19 protein-coding genes and 1 tRNA gene are annotated in these 24,538 nt (G+C 69.2%); 12 read left to right on the forward strand and 8 right to left on the reverse strand.

Going from position 1 to position 24,538, the window contains the following annotated elements:
- Positions 1-65: 65 nt before the first annotated feature.
- Positions 66-1,073: a tyrosine-type recombinase/integrase gene (locus tag ACSBPG_RS00005; RefSeq protein ID WP_435535028.1), complete on the forward strand. Its 1,008-nt coding sequence runs from the start codon at positions 66-68 to the stop codon at positions 1,071-1,073.
- Positions 1,074-1,230: 157 nt separating this feature from the next.
- On the opposite strand, the gene ACSBPG_RS00010 is transcribed toward ACSBPG_RS00005, so the two are convergent.
- Entirely contained in the window at positions 1,231-1,824 is a 594-nt protein-coding gene (locus tag ACSBPG_RS00010) for a DUF6988 family protein (RefSeq protein WP_435535029.1), read from the reverse strand.
- A gap of 387 nt (positions 1,825-2,211) precedes the next feature.
- Between ACSBPG_RS00010 and ACSBPG_RS00015 the strand changes: the two genes are divergently transcribed.
- The 4 genes from ACSBPG_RS00015 (at position 2,212) to ACSBPG_RS00030 (ending at position 6,132) form a co-directional block, all read left to right on the forward strand.
- Positions 2,212-3,009, forward strand: a complete 798-nt coding sequence (locus ACSBPG_RS00015; RefSeq protein WP_435535030.1) for a BRO-N domain-containing protein — start codon at positions 2,212-2,214, stop codon at positions 3,007-3,009.
- 664 nt (positions 3,010-3,673) lie between these two features.
- Positions 3,674-4,006, forward strand: coding sequence for a hypothetical protein (locus tag ACSBPG_RS00020; protein ID WP_435535031.1), 333 nt, complete (start codon positions 3,674-3,676; stop codon positions 4,004-4,006).
- Positions 4,007-4,172: 166 nt separating this feature from the next.
- Complete coding sequence (locus ACSBPG_RS00025) at positions 4,173-4,697, forward strand: hypothetical protein (protein WP_435535032.1); 525 nt, start codon at positions 4,173-4,175, stop codon at positions 4,695-4,697.
- A gap of 865 nt (positions 4,698-5,562) precedes the next feature.
- On the forward strand, positions 5,563-6,132 hold the full coding sequence (locus ACSBPG_RS00030) for a recombinase family protein (RefSeq protein ID WP_435535033.1): 570 nt from the start codon (positions 5,563-5,565) through the stop codon (positions 6,130-6,132).
- Positions 6,133-6,400: 268 nt separating this feature from the next.
- Here the strand turns inward: ACSBPG_RS00030 and ACSBPG_RS00035 are convergent, their stop codons facing one another.
- The 4 genes from ACSBPG_RS00035 to ACSBPG_RS00050 all read right to left on the reverse strand — a co-directional run bounded on the left by ACSBPG_RS00035 (position 6,401) and on the right by ACSBPG_RS00050 (position 8,860).
- Positions 6,401-7,408: a DUF2971 domain-containing protein gene (locus ACSBPG_RS00035; RefSeq protein WP_435535034.1), complete on the reverse strand. Its 1,008-nt coding sequence runs from the start codon at positions 7,406-7,408 to the stop codon at positions 6,401-6,403.
- Positions 7,409-7,625: 217 nt separating this feature from the next.
- Positions 7,626-7,716, reverse strand: a tRNA-Ser gene (locus ACSBPG_RS00040).
- Between the two features lie 45 nt (positions 7,717-7,761).
- A complete protein-coding gene (locus ACSBPG_RS00045; protein WP_435535035.1) occupies positions 7,762-7,983 on the reverse strand; it encodes a DUF2061 domain-containing protein in 222 nt (73 codons plus the stop codon).
- Between the two features lie 103 nt (positions 7,984-8,086).
- The gene (locus tag ACSBPG_RS00050) at positions 8,087-8,860 is read right to left on the reverse strand and encodes an alpha/beta hydrolase family protein (RefSeq protein ID WP_435535036.1); all 774 of its coding nucleotides are present in this window, start codon (positions 8,858-8,860) and stop codon (positions 8,087-8,089) included.
- A gap of 39 nt (positions 8,861-8,899) precedes the next feature.
- Between ACSBPG_RS00050 and ACSBPG_RS00055 the strand changes: the two genes are divergently transcribed.
- The 7 genes from ACSBPG_RS00055 (at position 8,900) to ACSBPG_RS00085 (ending at position 17,426) form a co-directional block, all read left to right on the forward strand.
- Entirely contained in the window at positions 8,900-10,120 is a 1,221-nt protein-coding gene (locus ACSBPG_RS00055) for a glycosyltransferase family 4 protein (protein ID WP_435535037.1), read from the forward strand.
- A gap of 183 nt (positions 10,121-10,303) precedes the next feature.
- Positions 10,304-12,253 carry a threonine--tRNA ligase gene (thrS, locus tag ACSBPG_RS00060; protein ID WP_435535038.1) on the forward strand — a complete coding sequence of 650 codons (1,950 nt, stop codon included), beginning with the start codon at positions 10,304-10,306 and terminating at the stop codon, positions 12,251-12,253.
- 87 nt (positions 12,254-12,340) lie between these two features.
- A complete protein-coding gene (infC, locus tag ACSBPG_RS00065; RefSeq protein WP_435535496.1) occupies positions 12,341-12,868 on the forward strand; it encodes a translation initiation factor IF-3 in 528 nt (175 codons plus the stop codon).
- A gap of 125 nt (positions 12,869-12,993) precedes the next feature.
- Positions 12,994-14,181 (forward strand): MFS transporter, encoded by a 1,188-nt coding sequence (locus ACSBPG_RS00070; RefSeq protein WP_435535039.1) that lies wholly within the window; start codon positions 12,994-12,996, stop codon positions 14,179-14,181.
- 14 nt (positions 14,182-14,195) lie between these two features.
- The gene (locus ACSBPG_RS00075) at positions 14,196-15,347 is read left to right on the forward strand and encodes an alanine racemase (RefSeq protein WP_435535040.1); all 1,152 of its coding nucleotides are present in this window, start codon (positions 14,196-14,198) and stop codon (positions 15,345-15,347) included.
- Between the two features lie 30 nt (positions 15,348-15,377).
- Positions 15,378-16,136: an SDR family NAD(P)-dependent oxidoreductase gene (locus ACSBPG_RS00080; protein WP_435535041.1), complete on the forward strand. Its 759-nt coding sequence runs from the start codon at positions 15,378-15,380 to the stop codon at positions 16,134-16,136.
- A 60-nt stretch (positions 16,137-16,196) separates the two neighbouring features.
- On the forward strand, positions 16,197-17,426 hold the full coding sequence (locus ACSBPG_RS00085; RefSeq protein WP_435535042.1) for a hypothetical protein: 1,230 nt from the start codon (positions 16,197-16,199) through the stop codon (positions 17,424-17,426).
- 134 nt (positions 17,427-17,560) lie between these two features.
- On the opposite strand, the gene trxA is transcribed toward ACSBPG_RS00085, so the two are convergent.
- From trxA to addB, 3 genes are all read right to left on the reverse strand, one after another.
- The gene (trxA, locus tag ACSBPG_RS00090; RefSeq protein WP_435535043.1) at positions 17,561-17,884 is read right to left on the reverse strand and encodes a thioredoxin TrxA; all 324 of its coding nucleotides are present in this window, start codon (positions 17,882-17,884) and stop codon (positions 17,561-17,563) included.
- Between the two features lie 78 nt (positions 17,885-17,962).
- Positions 17,963-21,487 carry a double-strand break repair helicase AddA gene (gene addA / locus ACSBPG_RS00095; protein ID WP_435535044.1) on the reverse strand — a complete coding sequence of 1,175 codons (3,525 nt, stop codon included), beginning with the start codon at positions 21,485-21,487 and terminating at the stop codon, positions 17,963-17,965.
- Complete coding sequence (addB, locus tag ACSBPG_RS00100) at positions 21,484-24,474, reverse strand: double-strand break repair protein AddB (RefSeq protein WP_435535045.1); 2,991 nt, start codon at positions 24,472-24,474, stop codon at positions 21,484-21,486. The genes addA and addB overlap by 4 nt, the downstream gene beginning before the upstream one ends.
- Between the last annotated feature and the right edge of the window lie 64 nt (positions 24,475-24,538).

The following is a 24,538-nucleotide window of genomic DNA, read 5'->3' on the forward strand; positions in this document are numbered from 1 at the left end:
CCGCTGTCCGCAGCCTCATCGACGGCGACTTCGCTATCGCCTGAACAACAGCTCGCGCCAACCCCGTGAGCAATTACCAGAAGGCAGCAGCGCGGGCCGGGATCGCCGATGAACGGGACCCCCGAATTGACGATCTCCCTGAGTACGAGGAAGCCCTGCGGTTCGTAAAGGTCGCCACAGGGCAGATCATCCGCACCGATGAACACCTTGAGGAATATCTGGCGACCCTCACGAACGAGGCAAAGACGGTGGATATGAAACGATCCACTATCCGCAAGTTCGCCGAGGTGTTCCCATACGTCCCCGACATTCAAAGAAAAGCTATTCAGCGATGGGTCAATAGCATGGCCCAAGAAGGAAAGGCCGGAAAGACCCTGCGCCGCATTCTGTCCGAAGTTCGAGGGTACTGGACCTATCTGATCTCCATCGAAGCGGCATCCGAGAACAATATGCCCTTTGAGAAGCTAACCATTCCCAAGGGGACGAAGGTGGAGACCGGCAACGGAAGCCGAAAACCCTTCACCCCTGCCGCTGTAGTCTCCCTTCTGAACGCCGCAATCACCAAGGAGGACGCGGCACTTGCCGACCTGATTCGGTTGGGTATGTGGACCGGGTGCCGCATTGAGGAGCTTTGTGCCCTGAAGGTCTCGAAGGTGGGGGATGGGTTCTTTGACGTGGAAGACGCGAAGACCGCGGCCGGATGGCGTCAAGTGCCGATCCACTCCAAGCTGTTTCCAACCATGACGCGCCTCATCCAGGCCAGTAAGAAGGCCGGTTCCCCCTATGTCCTCTCGGGGCTCACCGCGAACAAGTACGGGGATCGCAGCAACGCCGTGGGGAAACGATTCGGACGCCTGAAGTCGGATGAGGGGTTCACAGAGGCGCACGTCTTCCATTCCATCCGGAAAACCGTCGCCACCCTCTTGGACAACGCGGGTGTCCCTGAGAACGTCGCCGCGGACATCCTTGGGCACGACAAGCCCACAATGACGTATGGGCTGTACTCGGGTGGTTCATCGTTGGCCGTGAAGGCTGCTGCCCTGGAGAAGATCGGATATCCGGAGCCAAGCTAGTGCTCAGACGCATTCAGATAGTATACAACCCCAGTGGCAGCTCAGACAATTCAATCTATTAGATGAAGCTCGCGTGCACCTTCTGTCCGCGTCTGAACACTAACTCATGAAGGTCGGGACATTGTTAGGATTACCTGATATTAACCTCCAATAAACACTATCGGTCGTCTCCAAATTTGGAGAGTATCTTGAGCGCCACATCTCCATTTTCGGATATGTTACATATCCCTATGGCGGACAAAAAACTAAATTGTCGGACAAAATTCATAATCATAACAATTTCTTCCTCTGAATAGCTCAACTCCGTCGCACCTTCCTTATAGCGACGCAATATTGCTTGCATACCAGTATGGGCAAAACTGCACATGTCGTTCCATCGCGCAGCTTTTATCGCACTCAGCACATTTTGACTTGCCGTTACTTTCCCCTCAATAGCGCTTATCATATCACCTATGGGCAACGGTTTGTCATTTTTGAACCTAGAAATCTCATCTTCGGTTGCGCAGTGCTCCAACCACATACCCCTTATGGTAGATTCATATACGCTGCGATACAAAGAAAACGCAGATCCATACACCCCAGCCTTTACCAGCAAATGGATCGCCCCTTGATGCTCCATAGAAGCATGGTAACATCCAATAGCAAGTCGCTTTCTATCATTAACGCCATTCGCTTGAATGCCATCAATATGTTCCCAAATCCACCTATAATTCTTAAGAAACTTGTCACACTCTTCAGCAATACGATCCATTTCTCTCCCCCTTGTCTCATTATAAAAGCACAAGATTCTTCAGCATTTAGCCGACGTAACTGACAGCCTACAATCGGGCAAGCATTTACATACCGGGGGATCATACCAGCACCACGCTGCGTTTGGCCAGAGACGCGAAGCTCATCCGGAGAAGATCGGCTATCCGGAACCGTCCCCCTGGTGGCCCGTGCGTCAACGCCGTTCGTCGGCCCGGTGTAGCCACTATACCCAACGCACGGGCCATGGCAGGGCAACCGCCGTGCTCCCCGCCGTCAGCCGAGAGGGTGCCCCGCCCGTGGGTGCGCCGGGGACCGCTGGGTAAGTCGGTAGCGCCGGGAACCCGGAAGGCACTGGCGCGGCGAATGTGACCACGCCACGGCCAATCCCATGAACACCTTCACGACTTTCAACTTCCGGGACAACAGCGTCCGCGTGGTGACCCTCGACGGGAACCCGTGGTTTGTGGCGGCCGACGTGTGTAAAGCCCTTGGCTACAACGTCAAAGCTGATGGGAGCGTCAACGTCTCCCAAGCCCTGAAGCCGCTCCAGGCGGACGAGGTAACCACTACTCAGATTAGTGGTCAGCGTGGGCTTCCAATGAAGCTCATCTCCGAAAGCGGTCTCTACAAACTCGTCCTCCGGTCCGACAAGCCCCAGGCCCGCGCCTTCCAGGATTGGGTCACCCGCGAAGTCCTCCCCGCCATCCGCAAGGACAGGATGTATGTCGCTGGCGAGGAGAAGGTGCGGACGGGGGAGATGAACGACCTCATCCCCCTTCACGAAATCCAAGGTGAACCGCGGGTTCTGGATACGGAACTCGCAACGGCACTTGGGATGGCGAACGTCTACAAGATCCGCGGTCTTATCCGAGACCACGCCGACGAACTGGCATCGTTCGGGGACATTTCTCCCCGCCGAGGAGAAATCCGCGGACCCGGCCTTCCTTCCACCTTCTACTACCTCAACGAGGAGCAAGCCCTTCTCGTCTGCACCCTCGCCCGCACCGAGCGGGCCAAGCAAGTCCGCGCCATGCTCATCAAGGTCTTCGTGGCGTGGCGCCGCGGTGAACTGGTGGAGCCCGAGAAGCCCACCCTACCCGACTTCACCAGTCCGGCCGAGGCCGCCCGTGCTTGGGTGGCGGTGGCCTGTACCTGGCTCCCAGGTGAACCCCGCCGGGAGCTATGACGGTCCCGCCCGTGGACGCGGGGAGGCTACCGGGGCACCCCGATGTACCGGCCGAGGGTCAGAACGCACAGACGGAGGGAATGGGTACAGCTAACGGCGGTTTCTGTGGCAGTATCAGTCGAAGAAACGACAGTCGGTTAGGAAATCACGCGCCACTACCCCGATCACGTTTTGTTATATCCTGAAATATAGATCCCCATTAGCGGGACCGACTTGCTGTTTCCCGCGAAATTTACCTAGGCGGCAGCGACGGCATACCTACGTTCCCGTTGATCCATTGCGCGGTTCCATCGGTATAGTGACTACACCTGTGGCCTCCCTTCCTGGGAACCGGCAATCACCTGCTCCGTCTGTTGCGGCATCATGATCGCGGTTGGCGATTTGGGTGACCCTTTACAGAGACGAGACCGCCCATCTCAACGGACACGGCAATTAGGGACCGCCTTAAGAGGGACCCTAGGTCTCCTAGTATAGTGATCCATGGGGGACTATAGGGGGAAACTCAGGTTGTCATAAGTGACACTTACGTTTCCGCCTTACTTTATCCTCATCCATCTACCTAACTAGGTCTTCTTCAGGTGCAGTCACTGCACCAGGCCTATCCCAACCCATCCTCCCAGCAGCCAGCAATCTGCACCGCCTTCGGTGTCGGAAACGGAGAACCATGCTCATAGCTCAGCTTGAAGGGCCGACCTGTTCGGTTCCTTCCCTCGGGATGTCGGTCACCCGGAAATCGGGATGCCCGATCTTCTCCCTGTGTCGTGCCCTCATCAACGCCGGTCACCCTGACCAACCCTTGACCGTCATGCGTGGCGACAAGCCCGCCATGAACATCCGCAGCATCGCCCACACGGCAACCCGAACCGTCAAGGAAGGGATCGACGGAACCCCGCGGATCGTGAAATACAACCCGCCAGCGTTCAATAGGGGCGATGAAGAGGATGAAGTCGTGATCGAGAAGCACGACATCGACAAGGCTTGGTATGCCTCTGCCTGAGGCGTCTCTACGCCTCGCCATATCTTCTGCGGTGGTTGACAATCTCCCCTTCGATAAGATCGCAGACAGGTTATGGCGAGAAGATCAAGAGCGGGTTCGCCAGATCCATGACCAAGTTGTCATACAGCGCCTTGATCTGGCTTCCGTATCATTCTGGCACAGGAGGATGGAAAAAGAGCAGAGCAGGAAGCCACCGGTGCGGCTGAACAAGGTGGGGATGACAGTCAAGGACATCGCATCACTCCATTCCATCCGCAGTTCAACCCTCGTTGCCCTTCTGGAGCACCATGGGTTCCTTGAGTTGGCTCCCTATGGTGGACGGCAGAACAGGCGCTTAGTCACCGATGCTGCCTTCCGCGGAGAGTTCGGCCACAACGTCATTCCTGAGAACCGTATCGGTCACCTGGAGGGTTTCAACCGTTCCTGCGTCTTCCCGGTCTTCTACCCCGAGAGGATCGACCGCATTCTGTGGTGTCTCGACCTGGATGGGATCAAGAATGAGGCCGAAGCGCAGGGGACGAAACGCAAGCGCATGGCATGGTTGCTGGAGAACCATCCGTACCTGCCGAATGAGGAGATCGCTGACATTGCCAGATGTAGCGTCAGCGGTGTCAAGCAAGGGCGGAAAAGACGCTCTGCCCCAATAACTCCTGGGGACAGTTTTCCAGCCCTGGTCTCTCCCCCTCCCTGATAACTTACGAGGACACATTTGCCACCGGCAGGGTGATCCTCGCCGCGGCTCCTTTGGTTTCCTACGGGTTACCTGCGGGGCACGGCGGGGAACGCCATCAATGACCTGGCATCGGTGCAGTCACTATACCGATCTCCAGATGGCTCAGGGCTCGCTGGCATTTTCCTTTCGGGACGATCCTCGGGGCAACACTCACAGCCCGTGATGGCTTCTTGATGGACGAGCGGCGACCCGGTTTGTTTTCGGCAGAAATTTCTCAAGTGGCATCTGATATTAGAGGAAGCGCACATTCCCCCCGGTACCCCACCCGACCTACAGGCAGTGGCGGAACCGTGGACACCCCATGCCCGGTGCGCGGGTTGCCGTCGTCCATGCGTTCTGGCGGGTTGCCCTACCTCGTGGCCTTGGTGGACGCCCGGCGGTATTCGCTGGGGCAACCGTCATAGCCCGCCAGCATCGGGAGAGGATGCCGAGGAAGGACGAGCGAGGAGGACGTGCCCATCCGTTTCCCTGCGGTCCCCTACCGTCCCCAGCGCAGCGGCCAGAGATCCACGAAGGCGCTGTGCGGGATGCCCGTTGCCGTCTCCCATGCGTCCTGTCCGATGCCCCTATGCCGACACCAGCGGGAAGCCCGGCGGCATCCTGGAGGGGAACCGTCACAGCTCGCGGGGTCTCCAGTCGAGCGGTAGGGGAACGGTGGGGGTCAGCGCCGCACCATCCGTCCCATTGTCTCACAAGGCTTGGTCTAGCGAGTCGTTCCGCACTGGCAGCATCATTGTCTCACACGAATGGTGTTGACATATTTGAGACGGGAGAGGCATAACGTCTAAGGGTTCATTGAGACACCTGGACGACGGAGACACCCATGCTGATCGGCTACGCGCGCACCTCCACCCTGGACCAGAAGGCCAGCATAGAAGCCCAAGAGCGGGACCTTAAGGCCGCCGGGTGTGAGAAGGTGTTCCGGGAACAGGTGTCCTCGGTGGACGTAGTGAACCGGGAACAGCTTGCCGGTGCCCTGGAGTTCATCCGGGAAGGGGATACTCTGGTGGTCACGAAGCTAGACCGCTTGGCCCGCTCCGTGGCGCACCTTCTGTCCATCCTGGAGACCCTGAAGGGCAAGGGCGCCGACCTGCGCATCCTGAACATGGGCATCGACACCAGCACCCCCACGGGCAAGCTGATGCTGACCATGCTCGGGGGTGTGGCGGAGTTTGAGCGGGAGATCATGTTGGAGCGGCAGCGCGAGGGGATCGCCAAGGCCAAGGCCGAGGGGAGGTACAAGGGCCGGAAGCCCACTGCCCAGGCCAAGGCCGATGACGTGAAGGCCCTTGCCGCGGAAGGGGTGGGAGCCACGGAGATCGCAAGCCGACTCGGGATCGGCCGGGCCAGCGTCTACCGCATCCTTCAGGCGACCGACTGCATGGGGCGATAGGAGCGACGGAAGGGCAACGGCGGGGGAGACCAGCAGACCAGCGAGGGGCTTCCCCTTCCTGGTCCACCAGCGGAGCGCCCGCAAGGCCCTTGCCGTGTACCGCTGGCCCCGTGGATGCGTTCGGAGGGGTGGCCCGCGTCAACACCTACCGGGGAAGGCAGGGGCCACCTACGGGGGCAATGGGGAGGGAGGGGCAATCACCCCTTAATCTACACGTTCAATTCGTTTAATGAGGTGTATCTGTTGTTTTCCAACCCACGAACAGCTCTTAGCGTAGTCTACATTCAGACCGATCAATCTTCACATCCCCCAAACCCGCCATGTCTAGAGCCTCGCGCGCATCCTTCAAGTCATCCTCAGAGACACCGCTGCCAGCTATTACTCTGAAGATGGGGAGGTAAGTGTGCCCTGGAAACTTGTGATGGGTGGAATGCAATTGAAACCTGATTATTTCTCTTTTTTCTCCACGAACGTCCACAACATCTGTCGCCCACGGCCATACCCCAGGAACTACAACGGCTCGCCATTCTTTTTCATTAGCAAATGTTTGGTTTTTGTAAAATGGCAGGGTCGGCAAGGCGGAATAAAAGAACCGCTCCTCAGCCCACTCCATGCAGCCGCCAAAGTTGAGGCCACAAGACAGCATGTACCTTATGTATGATATGCATAGGTCAAGCGCGCCATCAACTATAGCTTGCTTCTCTCTTCTAGCATATCTACACGGGCCAAATCTGTAATTTAAGTAGTGGGATGCATTGTGCAGGTGGCGTGCTGAGAAGCCGATTGCAAACCCCCTCCCCTTTACAGACCTATGTTGCGATTGCTCCGAGTAGTTCAGCCATTGGCTGGAACTGTCACCGTCCTCGGAAAACGAAACGGTATAAATGTTGAATTTTTGCGGTGGGGTCCAACGGCTGTCGAAGTAAGAGCACATCAATTTTCTGAATACGTCGTCATCCTCAGCTTCACTACCCGGTTCCTTTGTAGCCTCAAGCCCCTCGCTGCCGATCCGAAGACACTCTTTAATCACTCGCGCGCCATCATGCATTTCGTCAAGATCATTGAGCGTGTGCGCAGGTGACGCCCACAGGCAACTGCTAGACAAAATCCCGTGAAATCCCTCAATACTACAATAATGATAGATTATGCCATCTTCTGGAAGATCACCTATGTTGCTTTTCCTGAAATAAGGCTCTAGTGGATCGCCGGCATATTCCATATAGCGTAAATGTCTATACAAATCTTCTCGGCTGTACGGAGCCAATGGATCTGCCATCGCTTCCCTCCCACGCTTCGCTTGGCAGATGCGCAGACCAGCGCCACAAGTGCTCTGCGTACGGCCACTGTGCTTCTAGGCATCAGCGAGAACAGACTAACCCAAGCTAGTCCCGCCTCCAAGGCGACAAAGCGTGTGTGGAAAGCGTGTGTGGAAGCCCACCGCAGCGGCCCGCTAAGGGGCTGATTTTGCTAACGATTTAGGGCTTGAAAGAGAATGGCGGAGGGAGAGGGATTCGAACCCTCGATACCCTTTTGGGGTATACTCACTTTCCAGGCGAGCGCCTTCGACCACTCGGCCACCCCTCCGCGGAGCCCGGAACATACCGATCCGGATGCGCCCGCGCAAGCCCTTTACGTCGCCGAGAAATGCAGGCCGCAACCGGCCGCCGGGGCGGCCTCGCGGCGCGTCGACAGGGCCGCCCACGCCTTCTCGTGCAGGTGATAGGCCACCGTGTTGACCAGCGGCTCGACCAGCGCCACCAGCCCGCCCACGGCGACGCTGCCGGTCAGCAGATAGCCGACGGTGAAGGCGACGGTGAAGTGCACGCACGCGAAGCTGACGGTCTTGGTCATGGCCCGATCTCCCCACCCGATGGCCGGTTCGTGATGGGTGAATCTTGGCAAGCCCGATCGCCGCGGTCCAATCGATTGTCCCGCCGGTTCCGATCGGCCCTGCCTATTCCGTCAGCTCGCCCACCGTGGCGGCGATCAGCGCCAGGTCGGCGTCGCGGGACAGGCGGTGGTCGCCGTCCTTCACCAGGGTGAGGCGCACGTCCGCGGTGGTCAGCGCCTCGGCCAGGCGGACGCTGGTCTGCCACGGCACGTCCTCGTCGCGCAGCCCGTGCAGCAGCCGCACCGGGCCGGCGAAGGGAATGGGGCCGCGCAGCAGCAGGTGGTCGCGGCCCTCCTCGATCAGCGCGCGGGTCACCGGCTTGGGCTCGCCGAAATACTGGGAGGGGCGGAACCACCGCCCCTCGCGCAGGATCACCTCCCGGGTGGCGGCGTCGAGGCGGCCCCAGATCAGGTCCTCGGTGAAGTCGGGCGCCGAGGCGATGCCGACCAGCCCGGCCACCCGCTGCGGCCGGCGCCGCGCCGCCAGCAGCATCATCCAGCCGCCCATCGAGGAGCCCACCAGCACCTGCGGCCCCCGGGTCGCCGCGTCCAGCACCGCCACCGCGTCGTCGGCCCAGGCGCCGACCGTGCCGTCCTCGAAGCGGCCGGAGGAGGCGCCGTGACCGCGGTAGTCGAAGCGGGTGAAGGCGAGGCCGCGCGCCACCGCCCAGGCCTCCAGGGCGCGCGCCTTGGTGCCGGTCATGTCGGACATGAAGCCGCCGAGGAACATCACGCCCGGCGACCGGCCGGGGGTGTGACGATAGGCTATGGTGGCGTCGCCACGCGACAGGCTATGGTGCGCGCCGCCTTCCGGAGCGGCCGCGGCGGTGTCGGTCATGGTCGGGTTCCGGACGGTTCAAACGACGCGAGCGCCTCCATGGAAGCGGACAGCCACCTTAGCACCGGCCCGGACGGGCGCAACCCGGAGGGCCCGCTGGCCGGCGTCTTCGGCGGCCCCGGCCGCCGCCCGCCGGTGGTGCTGCAGGTGCTGCCCAGCCTGGTCACCGGCGGCGCCGAGCGCGGCTGCATCGACGTCGCCCTGGCGCTCGCCGAGGCCGGCGCCACGCCGCTGGTCGCCTCGCAGGGCGGGCCGATGGTGCGCGAGCTGGACCGCGCCGGCATCCCCCACCTCGTCCTGCCGCTCGCCTCCAAGAACCCGCTGGTGATCCGCCGCAACGCGCGCCGGCTGGAGGGCATCATCGCCGACTTCGGCGTCGACATCGTGCACGCCCGCTCGCGCGCCCCGGCGTGGAGCGCCTGGCTCGCCTGCCGGCGCACGGGTGCCCGCTACATGACCACCTTCCACGCCCCCTACAACTATTCCAACCGCCTGAAGCGCTGGTACAACTCGGTCATGGCGCGGGGCGAGCGGGTGATCGCCATCTCCGAGTTCGTGCGCGACCACATCCTCGCCCACTACGCGGTCGACCCCGCGGTGATCCGCGTCGTCCACCGCGGCATCGACCCCGCGGTGTTCGCGCCCGAACGGGTCGGCGCCGCCCGCGTCATCCAGCTCGCCACGCAGTGGCGGCTGCCCGAGGACCGGCCGGTCGTCCTGCTGCCCGGCCGGCTGACCCGCTGGAAGGGGCAGACCGTGCTGATCGACGCCCTGGCCCGCCTGGGCCGGCGCGACGTCCTCTGCCTGCTGGTCGGCGCCGACCAGGGCCGCACCGCCTTCCGCCAGGAGCTGGTGGAGCAGGCCAGGCGCCTCGGCGTGGACGGCCAGGTGCACATCACCGACCATTGCAACGACATGGCGGCGGCCTACCGGCTGGCCACCGTCGTCGTCTCCGCCTCGCGCGAGCCGGAGGCCTTCGGCCGCGTCATCGTCGAGGCCCAGGCCATGGGCAAGCCGGTGATCGTCACCGCCACCGGCGCCTACAAGGAGACGGTGGTCGAGGGCGAGACCGCCTGGGTGGTGCCGCCCGACGACCCCGCCGCGCTGGCCGCGGCCCTCGACGAGGCGCTGTCCCTGCCGGACGCCGTGCGCGACGCCATCGGCGAGCGCGCCCGCGCCTTCGTCGCCGGCCGCTACACCCGGCAGCGCATGTGCGCCGACACCCTTGCGGTCTACGCCGAGCTGCTGCCCGCCGGGTGAAGGGGGCGGGGCGGTTTTCGGCTGGCGGGCCGGCGGCCGGGGCCCTAAATTGGCGGCATCCCGACCGTGCCGGAGCCGCCGGAAGCCGTGGCCGCTGCGCTTGACAGCGCGGGCAGCGCCTTTACAGTTCCCCGACCCGGCACGGCGCCGGGATGCGTTGCAACGGTGAATACGGTGAACCCGGTGTCGTCCAACATTGCCATCACGCTGCCCGACGGCAGCGTGCGCGAATTCGACCGTCCGGTCACGGGGGCGGAGGTCGCCGCCGCGATCGGCCCGCGCCTCGCCAAGGACGCGCTCGCCGTCAAGGTCGACGGCACGGTGCGCGACCTGACGGCACCGATCACCGGCAACGCCCGCATCGAGATCGTCACCCGCAGCCACCCCGACGCGCTGGAGGTGATCCGCCACGACGCCGCCCACGTGCTGGCCGAGGCCGTGCAGAGCCTCTACCCCGGAACCCAGGTGACCATCGGCCCGGCGATCGCCAACGGCTTCTACTACGACTTCGCCCGCGACGAGCCGTTCACGCCCGACGATCTGGAGAAGATCGAGGCGAAGATGCGCGAGATCGTCGCCAAGGACACCCCCATCGTCCGCGAGGAGTGGGACCGCGACCAGGCGATCCAGCACTTCAAGGACATCGGCGAGAAGTACAAGGCCGAGATCATCGCCGACCTGCCGGACAGCGAGGTCATCTCGGTCTACCGCCAGGGCCCGTGGCTCGACCTCTGCCGCGGCCCGCACGCGCCGTCGACCGCCCGGGTCGGCACCGCCTTCAAGCTGATGAAGGTGGCCGGCGCCTACTGGCGCGGCGACCACCGCAACGCCATGCTGCAGCGCATCTACGGCACGGCGTGGCGCGACGAGAAGGAGCTGAAGGCCTACCTGACCCAGCTCGAGGAGGCGGAGAAGCGCGACCACCGCCGGCTGGGGCGCGAGATGGACCTGTTCCACCTGCAGGAGGAGGCCGCCGGCTCGGTCTTCTGGCACGCCAAGGGCTGGCAGTTCTGGCGCACGCTGGAGACCTACATGCGCACCAAGCTGGAGCGCGCCGGCTACATCGAGGTGAAGACGCCCCAGCTCATCGACCGCACCTTGTGGGAGCAGTCGGGCCACTGGGAGAAGTTCCGCGAGAACATGTTCACGGTGGTGGCCGACGAGGACCGGACCCTCGCCGTCAAGCCGATGAACTGCCCCGGCCACGTGCAGATCTTCCGCCAGGGGCTGAAGAGCTACCGCGACCTGCCCATGCGCATGGCCGAGTTCGGCGCCTGCCACCGCAACGAGCCGTCGGGGGCGCTGCACGGCATCATGCGGGTGCGCGCCTTCACCCAGGACGACGCGCACATCTTCTGCTCGGAAGAGCAGATCACCGCGGAGAGCATCGCCTTCTGCAACCTGCTGCTGTCCATCTACAAGGACTTCGGCTTCGAGAACGTGCTGGTGAAGTTCTCCGACCGGCCGGCCAAGCGCGCCGGCTCGGACGCGACCTGGGACAAGGCGGAGGCCGGCCTCAAGGCGGCCTGCGAGGCGGCCGGGCTGGCCTACGAGCTGAACCCCGGCGAGGGCGCCTTCTACGGGCCGAAGCTGGAGTTCACGCTGGTCGACGCCATCGGCCGGCAGTGGCAGTGCGGCACCCTGCAGCTCGACTTCGTGCTGCCGGAGCGCCTCGACGCCTCCTACATCGGCGAGGACGGGCAGCGCCACCGCCCGGTCATGCTGCACCGCGCCGTCCTCGGCTCCTTCGAGCGCTTCATCGGCATCCTGATCGAGCACTACGCCGGCAAGTTCCCGCTCTGGCTGGCGCCGGTGCAGGCGGTCGTGGCGACCATCACCAACGACGCCGACACCTACGCCGGCGAGGTCCTCGCCGCCCTCAAGGCGCGCGGCGTCCGCGCGGCGCTCGACACCCGCAACGAGAAGATCAACCTGAAGGTCCGCGAGCACAGCCTGCAGAAGGTGCCGGTGCTCATGGTGGTGGGCAAGCGCGAGGCGGAGGAGCGCACCGTCGCCCTGCGGTACCTCGGCGGGAAAGACCAGGAAGTTCTTGCTCTCGACGCCGCTCTGGATAAATTGGTAGAGAGCGCGCGGTCGCCCGCCGGGGCGCCCTCGCTCGATTCGCCGTTCTGATGACCTCCTGCCTGCGAACGGGCCACCGCATGGGGCGGCGGCCTGCGCGGGCTGCAACCAGCTAAGGGAGAAGAGTCCATAGCCAGGATACCGACCGAAGCCGCTCCGACCCGCGAAGGGCCGCGGGTCAATCGGGAGATCACGGCGCGCTCCGTCCGTCTCGTCGGCGCCGACGGCGAGATGGTGGGCGTTGTTTCGCTGCGCGACGCGCTGCTGGCCGCCGAAGACGCGAATCTCGACCTGGTCGAGGTGGCGCCCCAGGCCGAGCCGCCGGTCTGCAAGATCCTCGATTACGGCAAGTTCAAGTTCGAGGCCCAGAAGAAGGCCGCCGAAGCCCGCAAGCGTCAGAAGATCATCGAGGTGAAGGAGATCAAGCTCCGTCCCAACATCGATGACAACGACTACGACGTGAAGATGCGGGCCGCCCGGCGCTTCCTGGAGGAGGGCGACAAGGTCAAGGTGACCATGCGCTTCCGCGGGCGCGAGATGGCGCACCAGGATCTGGGCATGAACGTGCTGATGCGCGTGCGCGACCAACTGGACGAGCTGGCCAAGGTCGAGCAGATGCCGAAGCTCGAAGGCCGCCAGATGGTCATGGTCATGTCCCCCCGGTAAGGGATGCGGCCTCGCCTCGACGCGCCTCCGCCCGGACCGGCCATCGGGTGTCCGGGCGTCCTGGCGTTCGGTCTGTTCGCAAGGAGCCCGCCCCCGCCGGCGGGCTCTTTTGCTGCGGGGAGCCCATGACACAGGAAGCCCGGACCGTCGCCCTGCTGGCGCTGTGCATGGCGCTCGGCATGAGCGCCACGGCGCTGATCTTCACCAGCGCCGCCGTCGCCGGCACGGTGATCGCGCCGGACCGCAGCCTCGCCACGGTGCCGATCGCGGCGATGATGCTGGGGCTGATGGCGACCACCCTGCCGGGGGCCTGGCTGGTGCGGCGACTCGGCCGGCGCACCGCCTTCGTCGCCGGCGCGCTGGCCGGGATGACCGGTGGCGCCGTGGCCTTCCTGGCCGTGCTGTGGGCCCAGTTCTGGCCGTTCTGCGCCGGCATGGCCCTGCTCGGCGTGTCGGCCGCCTTCACCCAGCAGTACCGGTTCGCCGCCGCCGAGGTCGCCGCCCCGGCGTGGCGGGCGCGCGCCATCTCGCTGGTGACCGCCGGCGGCCTCCTGTCGGCGTTCCTCGGGCCCAGCCTCGCCACCTGGACCAAGGACCTGTTCGCCCCGGCCCAGTTCGCCGGCACCTTCGCCATGCTGGTGCCGCTGCAGGCCGTCGTGCTTCTGATGCTGGCCTTCGTCCCCCTGCCCGAGCGCGGCGCCACGGCGGCCGACGGCCCCGCCCGGCCGCTGCGGCGCATCGCCGCACAGCCGGCCTTCCTCGCCGCCGTCGCCGGCGGCGTGGTCGGCTACGCCGGGATGAACCTGGTGATGACGCCGACGCCGCTCGCCGTCATGGACTGTGGCTACGGCTTCGCCGACGCCGCCTTCATCCTGCAATGGCACATCGTCGGCATGTACGTGCCGGCCTTCTTCACCGGCAGCCTGATCGCCCGCGTCGGCGCCATCCCGGTGATGCTGGCGGGGGCCGGCCTCTACGCCGCGTGCACGCTGCTCAACCTGGCCGGCGACGACCTGCTGCTGTCCTTCTGGCCGGCGCTGGTCGCCCTGGGGATGGGCTGGTCGTTCCTGTTCGTCGGCGGCACCACCCTCCTGACCGAGACCTGCACCCCGGCCGAGCGGGCGCGGGTGCAGGGGACCAACGACTTCGTCGTGTTCTCCGCCGTCGCCCTCAGCGCGCTGTCCGCCGGCGGCGTCTACGCCGGGTTCGGCTGGGCCGGCAACAACCTGGTGCTGCTGGCCCTGGTCCTGTCGGCGGCGCTGGTGCTCGTGTGGGCGCTGCGGGCGCAGGCACCGCTGCCGGCCGCCACCTGAGGGAAGGAGAAGGCATGGAACGCACGGGAGCGGCGGCGCTGAACGCCCCGCTGGTGGGCCGCCCCGGGTCGCGCTGGGAGCTGGAGACGCCGGCCCTGGTGCTCGATCTCGACGTGGCCGAGCGCAACCTCGCCGCCATGGCGGCGCGCGCCGCCGCCCGCGGCGTGGCGCTGCGGCCGCACGGCAAGACCCACAAGTGCCTGGCCCTGGCGCGCGCCCAGATCGAGGCCGGCGCCATCGGCCTGTGCGCCGCCAAGCTGGGCGAGCTGGAGGTCTTCCACGCCGGCGGCGTGCCGGGGCTGCTGCTGACGGCGCCACTCGCCAGCCCGCGCAAGATCGCCCGCCTCGCCGCCCTGGCGGCGTCCGGCGGGCGGATCACCGTGACGGTCGACCGCCTCGACCTGATCGAGGCGCTGGAGGTGGCGTGCGCCGCCGCCGGCGGGCAGCTCGACGTGCTGGTCGACGTCGACCTCGGCCAGCGCCGCACCGGCTTCGGCGATCCGGCCGCCGCCGTGGCGGCGGCGCGGCGGCTGGCGAGCTGCGGGCGCCTGCGCTACGCCGGCGTCCAGGCCTACGCCGGCCACCTGCAGCACGAGCCCGCCCTGGCCGATCGCCGGGCCCGCCTCGACGCGGAGATGGAGCGGCTGCGCGCCGTCATCGCCGCCCTGGCCGGGGCCGGCCTGCCACCCGCCATCGTCAGCGGCGGCGGCACCGGCAGCCACGCGCTGGACCTGGAGGCGGGCGTCTTCACCGAGCTGCAGGTCGGCTCCTACGCGGTGATGGACAACGGCTACGCCGCCGTCGAGCTGGACGGCGCGGCGGTCCCGCCCTTCGCCACGGCGCTGTTCGTCCACGCCACCGTCGTCGCCCACACCGGCGACGGGGCCGCCACCACCGACGCCGGCACCAAGAGCTTCGGCCTCGACGGGCCGCCGCCGCTGCCGGTGCACGGGGCGCCGGCGGGGTCGCGCTACGACTTCTCCGGCGACGAGTTCGGCCGGCTGACGGTGCCGGACGGCGCCGCCCTGCCGCCGGTGGGCGCGCGGATCGTCTGCACGGTGCCGCACTGCGACCCGACGGTGAATCTCTACGACGTGTTCCACACCGTGCGCGGCGACCGCCTCGTCGGCTTCTGGCCGATCGAGGCGCGCGGCCGCGCCGACTGACGACGGATCGCACCAAGGGAGGGACGGAGCATGAGCGAACTGGACGGCAAGGTGGCGCTGGTGACCGGGGCGTCGCGCGGCATCGGCCTGGCCGCCGCCGCGGCGCTGGCCGAGGCCGGGGCGACGGTGGTGGCGCTGGCCCGCGGCACCGCCGGTGCCGACGAGCTGCGCCGGCGCCTGGAGGCGGCCGGACGGCCGCACCGGCTGGCGGCCTGCGACGTCGCCGACTGGCCGGCGGTGGAGGCGGCGGTGCGCGACGCCGTGGAGGCGTTCGGCGGCGTCGACGTGCTGGTCAACAACGCCGGGGTGATCGCGCCGATCGGCCGCCTCGGCGACACCGACCCGGCGGAGTGGACGCGCAACATCGCCGTCAACCTGGGCGGCGCCTACCACATGGCGCGCGCCTGCCTGCCCAGCCTGCTGGAGCGGCGCGGCGCCGTCGTCAACATCAGCTCCGGGGCGGCCCACCGCGCCCTCGAGGGCTGGTCGGCCTACTGCAGCGGCAAGGCCGGGCTGGCGATGCTGACCCAGGCGCTGGCGCTGGAGTACGGCGGGGCCGGCCTGCGCGTCTTCGGCCTGCAGCCCGGCGTCGTCGACACCGAGATGCAGGTGGCCATCCGCGCCTCCGGCCTCAACGAGGTCAGCCGGCTGAAGCGCGAGACCCTGGCCCGGCCCGAGGACCCGGCGCGCGCCATCCTCTATCTCTGCACGGCCGCCGCCGCCGACCTCGCCGGCCAGGAACTGACCATCCGCGATCCCGACCTGCGGCGGCGCATCGGCCTCGACTGAGGCGCCGGGAAAGGGCTGGGAAAGCCGGGGCACCCGCGTATACTGGCGCCGATGTCACGCATGCTCTTCCTACGCGACATAGACGGCGACGTCCGCATCCGCTGCCTCTCCTGCGGACACGAGGGGCGGCTGCTGCGCGCGGATCTGGTGCGGCGGTTCGGGCCCGGCTATCCGGTGCTGTCGCTGGCCCCGCACTTCCGCTGCTCGCGCTGTCATTCCCGCGATACGGAGAGCCGGCCCTTCGCCGCCGCGGCCCCCCCTCAACCGGCCGCCGAACCGCCCGCCACGCCGGCCGCGGTGCCGTGGACCGCCGACACCTTGCTCAACAGCCTCCTGGAATCCCTGGACGAGCCGGACGTCCCGGCGCCGGCCGCCGCCGAGGACGAGGACGAGGACGAGGCGGAGGAGATCGCCGGCGAGGACGAGCCCCGCGACCTCCCCTTCGCCCGGCCGGCCGCCGCGGAGCCGGAGGGCGAGGAAGAGGATGAAAAGGAGGAAGAAGGGGAAGAGGGCGCGGAAGAGGACATCGCCGTCGACCGCACGCTCGCCGCCCTGCGCGCCTTCATCGGCGACGGGATCGGCGACGGCGTCGGCCCCGGCGACGTCGAGCCTTCCGAGGAGCCGGCGGCCGGCACCGGTGCGGTGGCGGCCGAGGGGCCCGCTGCCGAGGACGGCGGATTCCCGCCCGACGCCGACACGCCGGAGGCCTTCTTCCGCGGCCTCGGCCGGCAGGACGAGGGCGGGGCCGCGCCCGAGGAGAGCACCGCCGCCGCGGAGGCCGGGGAGCCGGTGGAGGGGGAGCCGGAGGCGGAAGAGGTGGAGGAGGTCACCGACGAGGAGATCCTCGACTTCGCCATCCGCGACCGCGAGGCGCCGCCGGCCGCGGACGAGGAGAACGAAGAGCCGCCGCTCGACCTCGTCGACGTGGTTCCGGAGGGGGAGGACGATCCCGCACGCCCCGACCTCTTCGCGGAGACGCTCGCCAACCTGCGCGACCTGGTCGGCGACGACGGCAAGGACGAGCGCAGGGACGAGCCGGCGCCGGGCCGCCCGGAAGAGGCGGAGGAGGTCCGGCCGGCGCCGGTGCGGGCCGCGCCGCTGTCGATGGCGGCCAGCCTCGCCGCCCTGCGCGAGCTGGTGGAGAAGGCGGCGCAGGAGGACGAGCCGCCGGCCCGGCCCCGCCGCCCGCCGCCGCCCAAGCCCCGCCCGCCGGAGCGCCCCTTCAGCGAGACCCTCGCCGCCCTGCGCGGCATGCTCGACCTCGACAGGGACGAGGAGCCGAAGCGGTAGGGCAAGATTCACGCTTTTGGCCGCTCCGGCATGACAACGCCCCGCCGGCGCCGGCGAGGCGTTGTCATGCCGGGAAACGCGCTTTGCCCCATCCGCACCCTCCCCCGCCTTCGCAGGGGAGGGGCATCGGTGGATCACAGCGAGCCCTGCACCCACTCCTGGAGCTGCTTCTTGCCGAGCGCGCCGATCTTGGTGGCGGCGACGTTGCCGTCCTTGAACAGCATCAGGGTCGGGATGCCGCGCACGCCGTACTTGTTCGGCGTGCCGGGGTTGTCGTCGATGTTGAGCTTGGCGACCGTCACCTTGCCACCGAACTCCGCCGCGAGCTCGTCCAGCGCGGGGGCGATCATCCGGCACGGGCCGCACCACTCGGCCCAGAAGTCGACCAGGACCGGGCCGGGCGCGTTCAGCACGTCCTGGTCGAAGCTGTCGTCGGTGACCTTGATGGTGTTGCTCATGGGACCTCTTCATGGGTTCAGGGCGGTTCGCCGGCGGCCTGCGGCCGGCCGGCCCTGACGCGATTTCGAAGAGAAAAGTTATGGCGTGTTTTGCGCGCCGGTCAAGCCGCCCGCGCGCAGGGCACCGTCCAGCATCGGCGATGGCAGTTCCATGGGGAACGGCCCGTCGGTCCACACCAGCACGCAGCGCACGGCACGGCCGGGATAGACCGCCGCCAGCGCCGCCCGGTAGGCCGCCATCTGCCGCACGTAGACCGCCGGCACGCCGTCCAGCGTGCGCGGCGGCGGCCGGTTGGTCTTGTAGTCGGCGATCCACACCGCCTCGTCGGTGACCGCCAGCCGGTCGATCTGGCCCGCCAGGGCGCGGCCGAGGACGACGCCGACCACCGGCACCTCGGCCCGGCTGCCCGGGCCGAACAGATGGCCGAAGGCGGGATCGGCCAGCACCGCCAGGGTCTCGGCGGCGATCTCCTCCTGCTGCGCCGGCGTCAGCTCGTGGGCCCGGCCGGCGAGATAGCGCCGGCAGGCGGCGGCGCGGGCGTCGGGCGCCAGCTCGGGCAGGGTCTGCAGCAGGCGGTGGACCAGGGTGCCGCGGCGGAAGTGCTGCCCGTCGTCGCCGCCGAGCGGCGAGCGGACCGCCGGCTCCGCCGCGTCGGGGCGCGACGGGGTCAGGGGACGGGACGGCTCCGGCTCCGCGGCGGCGGCGGCGGCGACCCAGGGCGGCAGGGCGTGGCCGCCCGCCTCCACCACGCCGCCCGCCCCGTCGTCGCGCGGCGGCACGATCTGCGCGTCGGCGAGGCGCCAGCCGGGGCCGGCCCAGCCGTCGGGGCCCAGCGCCGTGAAGTCGAAATCGTGCGGCGCGCCGACGTCGCGCATCGCCTCCTCGACCAGCCGGTACCAGCAGCCCTCCGACGGGTCCTTCTTGCCCTGCCAGCCGCAGACGTAGAGGCGGTCCTCGGCCCGCGTCAGGGCGACGTAGAGCAGGCGGCGGTACTCCTGGTCGCGCCGGCGGTTGGCGCGGCCGCGCACCTCGGCGCACAGCCCGTTCTCCTGGCCGCGGCGCGGCGCGAACAGCGGCACGGCGCAGCCGTCGTCGGGCCACAGGATGGGCGGGCTCTGGGTCGGCAGGCCGCAGGTGTCGGGCAGGAAGACGATGGGCGCCTGCAGCCCCTTGGAGCCGTGCACGGTCATGATGCGCACGTGCCCGCCGCCCTGCTCCAGCTCGCGCTTGATCTCCGCCTCGCTGGCGGCCAGCCAGGCGAGGAAGCGCTGCAGCGACGGCGCCTCGGTGCGCTCGTAGCCCAGGCACACCGCCAGGAACTCGTCGAGCGGGTCCTGCGCGTCGGGACCGAGCCGGCGCAGGATGGCGCGCCGCCCCGAGCCGGTGTCGGCCGGGCACGGCGCGCTGAGCACGCCGGCGAACAGCTCGTAGGGCGGCACGAAGTCGGTGCGCGCCAGCAGGTTGCCGAGGTAGCGCCGCGCCGGCCGGTAGGCGGGGTCCTCCTCCGCCCGGCGCACCAGCGCCGCCCACAGGGTGCCGCGCCGGCGGTGGGCGAGCGCGAACAGCTCCTCCTCGGTCAGGCCGATCAGCGGTCCCTTGAGCACCGTGGCCAGGGTCAGGTCGTCCTCCGGCAGCAGCAGGAAGTCGGCCAGCGCCATCAGGTCCATCACCGCGAGCTGCTCGGTCAGCACCATGCGGTCGACGCCGGCCACCGGCACGCTGCGCTCCTTCAGCGCGCGCACCAGCTCGCCGACGAAGCCGGTGCGGCGGCGCACCAGCACCATGACGTCGCCGGGCTGCACCGGCCGGCCGCGCGCCGCCAGGGTCTCGCCGCGCTCCAGCCAGCCGCGCACCGTGTCGGCGATCACCGCCGCCAGCCGGGCCGAGGGCGAATCCGCCGCCTCGCGGGCCACCGGCGGCGCCCAGGCCGGCGGGTCCGGCCGCTCCTCCGGCTTCACCGGCGGCCACACCTCCACCAGCCCGGCGTGGCCGCGGCGGAAGGCGCGGTGGCGGATCGTCGGGTGGCCGTCGGACGCCACGCCGTCGCGCGCCTGGGGCAGCGCGAAGACGGCGTCGACCGCCTGGAGGACGGCCGCCGTGGAGCGGAAGGAGATGTCCAGGTCGATCTGCGCCCAGTGCTTCTCCGCCGCCTCGACCTGCGCCTGGAAGTGCCGGCGCATGCGGGCGAACTCGGCGGGATCGGCGCGCTGGAAGCTGAAGATCGACTGCTTCTCGTCGCCCACGGCGAACACCGTGCGCACGGCACCGCGGGCCTCGCCCGCCCCCATCCCGGCGAAGAAGTCCTCGGCGATGGCGGCGACCGCCTGCCACTGCTCCGGGTTGGTGTCCTGCGCCTCGTCGATCAGGATGTGGTCGAGGCCGCCGTCCAGCTTGTAGAGCACCCAGGGCACCGCCGGCCGCCCCTCCTGCCCGCGCAGCAGGTGGTTGGCGTGCAGGATCAGGTCGTCGTAGTCGAGCAGCGCCCGCGCCCGCTTGCGCGCGGCGTAGGTCTCCACCAGCGCGTCGGCGAGCGTCAGCAGCGCCGTCGTCGACGCCGCCACGCCGGCCGCCTTGACCCGCTCCATCAGCACCACCAGCCGCGCCGCCTCCTCCTCCAGCGCCCGCAGGGCGTGGGGGAAGGTGGTGGCCGGCTTCTTGGTGAGCAGGGTCTTGCGCGGCTCGCCCTTGTCGGTGAGGAACAGGCGGACGTAGGCGTGGAAGGCGTCGACCCGGCGTTCCGCCTGGTCCAGCCATTGCTGGATGCCGATGCCGCGCTCCTGGTCGGTGGCCGAGCCGGCGGCCAGCGCGGCGCAGGCCTCGCGCAGGGTCGGCACGTCGAAGGCGTGGTCGTGACAGGCCGCGGTCAGGATGGCGGCCTCGCCGGCGCCGGGCGGGACGCCCAGCGCGTCGTGCACGGCGGCGATCGTGCCGGACAACCCTTTGTGCAACTCGAACAGCCGCTCCAGCCGGCCGCGCTCGCCGGCCAGCTCGGCCATGATGGCGGCGAAGTCCTCGGCGTTGAGGTCGGCGGTCAGGCGGGCGAAGGCGCGGCCGAGCGGCGTGTCCGGCTCCCGGCGGGCCTCCAGCAGCATGGTGTCGCGCGCCTCGTTCAGCAGGGCCGCGGCGGTGCGCTCGTCCATCACCTCGAAATGGGGGGCGAGGCCGGCCTCCAGGGGGAAGCGGCGCAGCAGCGACTGGCAGAAGGCGTGGATCGTCTGGATCTTCATGCCGCCGGGACAGTCGACCACCCGGGCGAACAGGCGGCGCGCCGCCGTCAGGGTGTCGCGCGACGGCCGCTCGCCGCAGAGGTCGGCGAGACGGTCCTCCAGGGCGGCGTCCGGCAGGGTCGCCCACAGGCCGAGCGTGCGGTTGATGCGGATCGCCATCTCCGCCGCCGCCGCCTTGGTGAAGGTCAGGCAGAGGATGCGGGCCGGCGCGGTGCCCGCCAGCATCAGCCGCAGCACCCGGTCGGTCAGCACCTTGGTCTTGCCCGAGCCGGCCGAGGCGCCGACCCACACCGAGGCCTGCGGGTCCGAGGCGCGGCGCTGCGCCACGTTGGGGTCGAGGGGCAGCTCGCCCTGCAGGGACATGGTCAGGCTCATTCACCGCCTCCCGAGCCGCCGGCCGACCATTCCTGGACGCGGGCGAGGTGCGCGTAGTCGGTGTAGCGCGGCGCCATGGCCGGCCGCGGGCAGGAGCGGTAGGGGGTCGCCGGGTCGTCGAAGGCGCGGATCAGCGCCTCCAGCCCGGCCCGCGCCGCCGCCGCCAGCGCCGCCACGTCGCCCTTGACTGGCCGCACCTCGCCCGCCGGATCGCCGCCGGTGAGGCGCCAGAAGGCGATCTCCGCGACCTCCCCGGCGGGCACGCCGGCGAAGCCGCCGGCCGCCGCGATGGCCGCCTCCAGCGGCAACTGCGGGGCGAAGCCCAGCTCGATCTCCCGCGCCGAGGGTGGCAGGCCGGTCTTGTAGTCGACGACGACCAGGCCGCCGGCGCCGTCGCGGTCGACGCGGTCGGCCTTGGCGGTCAGCGTGAAGGGCCCGCCGGGGCCGGCGAGCTCCAGGGTGCCCGACAGCTCGGTGGCCAGCGGCCGGACGGTCAGGCGGCGCTCCTGCTCCAGCGCCACGAACCAGGCGGCGATGCGCTCGAAGCGCGGCCACCAGAAGGCCCAGACGTCGGGGTGGGTGTGCAGCAGCTCGCCGAACGCCGCGCGCCCGCAGGCGAGGAGGCGCTGCAGCGCGTCCGCCGGCAGCGGGCCGGGGTGGTCGCGCACGAAGGCGTCGAGGGCGGCGTGGATGAACTGGCCGCGGTCGGCGGCACCGGGATCGGCGGCGATCGGATCGAGCTTGAACAGGCGCAGGACGTGCTGGGCATAGACGGCGTAGGGGTCGCGCATCCAGGTCTCGACCCGGGTGACCGACAGCTTGCGCGGCCGGGCGGCGAGCGGCGGCCGCGGCTCCGGCGGCGGCACCGGCCGCACCGCGTCGGGCTCGTCGAGGGCGCGGGCGTAGGCCAGCCAGGGCCGCCCCGCCGCCTCCACCCCGTCCTCCAGCCCGAGTGCCCGCAGCACCGTCTCCAGGCGCAGCAGCCAGCGCGACGGCACGGTCGGCGTGCCCTCCACCCGCTCGGCCCGGGTCAGCACCACCGCCGGCGCGCCGCAGGCCTGGGCGAAGTCGTGCGCCGACAGGCCGATCATGCGCTCCGGGCTGGGCAGGCCGAAGTCGCGGCGCATCGGCCGCGACATCCAGGGATCGGCCGCCGGGTCGGGCGGCCAGGTGCCCTCGTTGAGGCCGCCGAGGATGGTCAGGTCGTGGTGCTGCAGCCGCGCCTCCAGCGGCCCCAGGATGTCGAGGCGGGGGTGCAGGCCGAAGCGCGGGCGCACCGCCCTGCCGGCCATCAGCGCCTCCAGCAGCGCCGGGTACTCGGTCCCCGGCACCGCCGGAAAACCGCTGGCGGCGCGGCGCAGCTCGTCGACGAAGGCGGCGGCCGCCTCGCCGTCGTCGTGCCGCCACAGCCGGTCCGCCCCGGCCTCGCCGGCGCTGCGCGCGAGGTCCTCGGCGAAGCGGACGTGGGCGTCCAGCAGGTCCTTGAGGTCCGCCGTGCCGGCCAGCCGCGCCACCAGGGGCTCGGCCAGCGCGCCGATGCCCTCGACCCACTCCAGCAGGATGGCGCGCTGCTGCGGGTGCTCGAAGCGGTCCTCGGCGGCGGCGCGCAGGGCCGCGGCGATGCCTGCGAAGCCGTCGCCGGGGCGGGGGCCGCGCAGCAGGGTGCGCTCCAGCGCGCGGGCGGCGTGGCGGAAGTCCGACGGGTCGCGCCCGCCGGCCGCCAGCGGGTGCTTGGCGAGCGCCAGGAAGGCCAGGGGATGGGCGCGGCTGGCGGCGACCTCGGCGGTCAGGCGCAGGTAGGTGCCGACCGCCGTGTCGGCCAGCGGCCGCCCCGCGGAATCGTCGACCTCGACGCCCCAGCGGCGCAGCGCCATGGCGACGCGGCGCGCCAGGCTGCGGTCGGGGGTGACCAGGGCGGCCCTGCGCTCCGGCGTCTCCAGGGCGTGGCGCATGAGGAGCGCGATGGCCATCGCCTCCTCCTCCGGGCCGGCGGCGTCGATGCGGGTCAGCCCGTCGAGGGCGTCGGCCCCCAGCCCCTCCAGGACACGCCAGCCCTCGGTGGTGGCGGCGGGGCGCATCGCCTCGGCGATCAGCCGGCCGCGGGCGGCCCGGCCGTCCGGCGCCTCGGTCCACCGGCCGACCGCGGCGCGGGCGACCCCCAGCCGGTCGAGCAGACGGGACAGCCCGTGCTGCGGGTGGGCCTCGTCGGCCTTCACCGCCTCCCAGGTGGCGTCGTCGGAGCCCTGGTCGAGGCCGGGCAGCACCACCGCACCGCGCGGCAGGCCGGCGACCACCGCCAGCAGGTCGGCGGTGGCGGGGATCGAGCCGGTGGTGCCGGCGGCGATCACCGGCCCGGCCGGCGGCCGTTCCGCCCACAGGCGGGCCTGCGCCTCCAGCACCCGGTTGCGCCGCGCCGCCGGGTCGAGCGCGCCGCGCTCGGCGAGGATGGCCGGCCAATGGCCGGTGACGATCTCCAGGAACCGCAGCGTGATCTGCCAGTGCTCGGCGTAGTCCTCCGGCACCAGCCGGGCGAGCCCGTCGAAGGTCAGGCGCTCGGTCCACACCTGGTCGATCAGCCGGCCGAGGTCGGCGGCCAGCCGCACCGCCTGCGCCGTCGTCGCCGACACGCCCGGCGCCCGGAGGATCAGGCTGGCCAGCAGGAGCTGCCGCTCCGCCCCCGAGACCGCGTCAGGCAGGTCGAGGGTGGCGGCGAGGTCCGGCAGCTCCTCCGCGCCCAGCGCCAGCGCCTCGGCGTCGAGGTCGCCGAGCGGGCTGAGCCGCGGCAGCAGGGTCGGCCGGCCGCCGGAGCGGCGCAGGAACGCCTCGCGCAGCGCGCGGCAGGCGCGGCGGGTGGGCAGCAGGACGGTGGCCTCGGCGAGCGCCAGCGGCTCGTCGCCGACGCGGGCGGCGATGCCGGCGGCCAGGGCGTCGACGAACGGCACGCCGGGCGGGATCGTGAAGACGCTGCGCGACAGCGGCGCCGTCATCGCCGCCCCTCCGAGCCCGCGCGGCGGTCACCCGTACGGTCCCCCTCTCCCCGGCGGGGAGAAG

It is taken from the genome of Azospirillum sp. ST 5-10, from assembly GCF_051225715.1.
In the GTDB taxonomy this organism is placed as follows: domain Bacteria; phylum Pseudomonadota; class Alphaproteobacteria; order Azospirillales; family Azospirillaceae; genus Azospirillum.